This is a genomic window from Trinickia mobilis, assembly GCF_017315705.1.
GTDB lineage: Bacteria > Pseudomonadota > Gammaproteobacteria > Burkholderiales > Burkholderiaceae > Trinickia_A > Trinickia_A mobilis.
The window spans coordinates 1-852 of record NZ_JAFLRF010000043.1 but is presented as its reverse complement, the minus strand read 5'-3'; the positions used below and the strand labels follow the sequence as shown (position 1 = coordinate 852).

Annotated in this window: 1 protein-coding gene; it reads left to right on the top strand. The window is 54.2% G+C overall.

Features of this window, described 5'->3' with window-relative positions; genetic code table 11:
- The first annotated feature begins 123 nt into the window (after window positions 1–123).
- Window positions 124–696 carry a Tle-like phospholipase domain-containing protein gene (locus tag J3489_RS31655; protein ID WP_242540463.1) on the top strand — a complete coding sequence of 191 codons (573 nt, stop codon included), beginning with the start codon at window positions 124–126 and terminating at the stop codon, window positions 694–696.
- Window positions 697–852 lie beyond the last annotated feature (156 nt).

The window sequence follows — 852 nt, the reverse complement described above, 5'->3', positions numbered from 1 at the left end:
TAACGTCGCGGTGGAGAAGGCGCGGCTGACGGACCATGTTTATGAGCCGACGAGGCCGGTGCCGGAGGGGTGGAGGGGTGGAGGAATGCGAGTGGGGACTTGCAGACGTTGGACGGGCATGGCTTGAAAGTAGACGATTTCCAAAGCGACGGCTCGAATTTTCGCGTCCAGCTTTACGCTCCGGACCGCAGCGTATTCGGTGACGACATGATTTCAACCGTCTCTTTCAAAGGAACGGAGGTGACCAGTTTGGAAGATTGGGGGAATAACTTTTCTCAAGCGGTGAATTTGAAGTCAGCGTATTACGAACGAGCTGTCAATATGGGCAGAAAATTGAAACGTGACACCCTTCCCATCGATGTCGCGGGTCACTCGCAGGGCGGTGGGCTATGCGCAACTGCATCGAGCGTCAGCGGGAAGGCCTGCTGGAGTTTCAACGCCGCAGGCCTGCATTCCCAAACAGTGGAGCGCTACGGCGGCACTTCGCAACCTTCGGAGGTCTATGCGTACCACGTGAAAGGGGAAATCCTGACAACCCTGCAAAGCTGGCTACCGTTGCCGGAGGCCGTCGGCACGCCTTATGTGCTCGACGGAAAAGGTTCGTCGATCAGTCGACACTTCATTAGCCAGGTGATTGACGGAATCGAAAAGCAAAAGCAGGAAGATATTTCCATTCTTCAGGACGTGTCGCCATGAAGCGCCTGTTTTTCGTTTTCATCCTAACGATCGCCCTTTTACTGACTCCCTACATGGCAAACGCAATGAAAAAAATTCCTGCCACCGACTTCTTTTCTGGCTCGCAGTTGGTGTTGGCACAAGCCATCGAGAGCGGTGATCTAGCCAAGGTAAAGC